A 3,101-nucleotide genomic window follows, 5' to 3' on the forward strand; every position below is an offset into this window, starting at 1 on the left:
AGTCAGTGTCAGATTTCCCCCTTTCCAAGGGGGACTCCGGAACCCTTCGATATGGCCTGAAGGCCTACTCAGGGAAGCGGATTTGGGGGCTAGGGATGCCTTGAGAATTTGGGGATTGGTTGCTTGGCGAATAAATTCGCGGCTATTGAGATCAAAGTCCGCCTACGCGGACTATCCGGCAGAGGCCACGCAGGTTGACTTTGCCAATATCAGTAGCGGTTTCAACCGCGTCACCATGTAGGGGCAGAGCTTGCTCTGCCCTCCGGAGGGCGCAGCTAGCTGCGCCCCTACAAGATTCCAAGCACGAATTGAAACCCCTTGCATTTCATTAGAAGTGTCATTTCGAGCTTGTTGAGGGATCCGTCTGGAAGGTTTTAGAGGAGATTGCTTCGGCACAAACAGCCTCGCAATGACACGGAAAGAGAAAGCATCCAGAGCCGGAGAGACGCTAGCGTTACGGGCTGAAGGCTGATAGCTGATCGCTTCTCAGCTAATTAATGAAAATACGATCCGCCGTTGACGTCTACTACCAGGCCGTTTAGGTAGTTGGCTTCTTTGCTGGCTAGGAAAACCACCACATTGGCCACATCTTCTGAAGTGGCGACGCGTCCCAGGGGGACGTCTTTTATTATGCGTTCGAGATCACGCTCGATGTAGTCAGTGGTCATTTCCGTTTCGACATAACCAGGGGCGACACCGTAGGAAAGGATGCCTGTTTTAGCAAGTTCATTGGCCATGGAGCGAGTGAAGTTAATCATGGCGGCTTTGGTGACTGCATAATGAGATGCCTGGCGCTCACCCTTGAAACCTGTGCGAGAGGAGATATTGACTATCTTTCCTGTCTTGTATTCAAGAAAATGCCGAACAAAGAGATAACTTAAGTTCACTGCGCTTAGGAGGTTGGTTTCTACCATCTCCTTCCACCGTGCCTGCCATTCCTCATAATCAACTGAATCAAAACGCATGTGCTCGTAGATGCCAGCGTTATTGACTAAGAGGTTAATCTGTCCAAAGGCTTCGATAGAGAGGCGTGCCAGCTTCTCACAACCCATCGGATCACTTAAGTCCGCCTGTACGCTGTAGTGACCAAAACCCTTCAGAAGTGAAAGCGTCTTCTGCGCTCCTTCTTCCGACGAATTATAATGCACGATCACCCGCACCCCCGCTTGTGAAAGCCTAACAGCAATCGCTCGCCCAATCCCCCGTGAAGCTCCACTAACAACCGCGTTCATTCCATTTAAATCATACATAGGAAAGCGATTCTACCCAAAGAAGCAATTTCCTGCATAGAGTGAGGTTTTTTATATTCCGTCGACAATTCTTTGAAGGAAACCTAATAACATGAGGGCGATCATAGGGGCAAGGTCTAGACCGACCGCTCCGAATTGGAGGACGGGGAGTGCTTTGCGTAGAGGGTCAGTAGCTGACTTGGAGACTTTTCTAACAAAACGGATTATCGGATTGTAAAGCGGAACCCGACCTCCCGCCGAATAAATCCATGACATGATAATATCAGCAAAGATGCAAAGCATCACTAAACCGATTATGTCCGCTAATATGAAACCCAGGGTGATGGGGGGGTAGAATAGGTTCACTTTGGTTTTTCCTCCGATGCTTTCGCTTCTATCATCGCTTTTACTTCGTCTCGGTTGAGTTTAGCCGCCACGTCTTTCGGGTCAGCCATTAATATCTTGTTCCATACTTCCAGCGCTTCTTCCAACCTATCGAGCTTAGTATAAGAGTGCGCCAATAAACGCCATGGATTTGAGTTGGAAGGTACTCGCTCAGTCGAAGCCTTGAGGGGCACTATCGCCAAATCATATTGTTTTTTATTATAGTAGTAATTCCCTAAATCAAAATAGGGTTCCCACGAGTTGGGGTTGTTCTTTATAGCAAGTTTATAGATTTCTATCGCTTGCGCATCTTTATGATTGCTTTCAAGAAGCCAGCCAAGATTGTCATATGCCGTTAATCCTTGAGGGTCTATCTCTATAAGCATATAGAGCAAGCTCATAACATGATAATGCTGTCCCTTGTGCCAATAAACATCGGTTTGCGACCAAAGTTCGCTTGCGGCTGCGTCGAGAATATCATAGACCCGCTTCTCGGTTTTCGCTGGCGGGGATGATTGAGCCATCACCCTAATACTTAGCGCGAAGATTGCAAATGCGACTAATAAACGCAATTATGTATCCAATTCCTCATTCAAAAGTTGCTGGACAAGTTGCGGATTGGCTCGGCCTTTGCTTTCTTTCATGATTTGGCCGACCAAAAAACCCTTAGGCTTAGGGTCTCCTCCCTTAATCTTTTCTACGACTTCAACGTTGGCATCTATGACTTGCTTAACGATAGAACGAATGGATGACTCGTCGGTGATTTGCGAGACACCGGCTTCTTTCGCGATTTCGCTTGGGAGCTTGCCCGTTTTGAAGGCTGTGTCAAACACGTCTTTCGCTTGACGCCCGCTGATGGCGCCTGAGCCGATGAGCTTGAGTAAGTCGGAAAGGTGGACGGGGGTGATTTTGCTGTTGTCAATTAAGGTGTTGGATTCGTTCAGGAGCTTTGCCAACTCGCTGTTAATCCAGTTGGTTGCGCCTTTTGGCTCAGCGCCATGTTTCACTGCGTTTTCAAAGAATTCGGCCGTCGCTCGATCAGCCGTCAGTACCCCGGCATCATAATCGTTCAAGTTGAATTCGTTCACGTAGCGGTCGCGTTTTTGCATAGGGAGTTCAGGGATACTTGCCCGCAACCGCTCGATCCAGGCCTCATCGAAAGCAACATTGACCAGGTCAGGCTCTGGGAAATAGCGATAGTCTTGCTCCGATTCTTTGGTGCGCATGTTAAAAGTGCGTTGGGTTTGCTCGTTCCACCCGCGAGTCTCTTGGACGATTCGCTCGCCATTTTCCGTCATTTCGCTTAAGCGTTCAATCTCAAATTCAATACCGCGGGTGACAGCGCGAAATGAACTTAAATTTTTGATCTCGATTTTGGTGCCGTATTTTTCGGAGCCTTCAGGTCGAACGGAGATGTTGGGTTCGCAACGTAGACTGCCTTCTTCCATCTTACCGTCACTCACCCCCAGATAAAGTAAAATGGCGCGA

General features: G+C 48.4%; 4 protein-coding genes. All 4 read right to left on the bottom strand.

Features of this window, described 5'->3' with window-relative positions; genetic code table 11:
- Window positions 1–494: 494 nt before the first annotated feature.
- Entirely contained in the window at window positions 495–1,232 is a 738-nt protein-coding gene (locus WCO51_11640; protein ID MEI6513907.1) for an SDR family oxidoreductase, read from the bottom strand.
- 69 nt (window positions 1,233–1,301) lie between these two features.
- A complete protein-coding gene (locus WCO51_11645; protein ID MEI6513908.1) occupies window positions 1,302–1,595 on the bottom strand; it encodes a YggT family protein in 294 nt (97 codons plus the stop codon).
- Entirely contained in the window at window positions 1,592–2,185 is a 594-nt protein-coding gene (locus tag WCO51_11650; GenBank protein ID MEI6513909.1) for a tetratricopeptide repeat protein, read from the bottom strand. Before WCO51_11650 ends, WCO51_11645 begins: the two co-directional genes overlap by 4 nt.
- Window positions 2,186–3,101: Asp-tRNA(Asn)/Glu-tRNA(Gln) amidotransferase subunit GatB (gene gatB / locus WCO51_11655; GenBank protein MEI6513910.1), on the bottom strand; the 916-nt coding region annotated here is incomplete at its 5' end.

This window comes from bacterium (assembly GCA_037131655.1).
Lineage (GTDB): Bacteria > Armatimonadota > Fimbriimonadia > Fimbriimonadales > JBAXQP01 > JBAXQP01.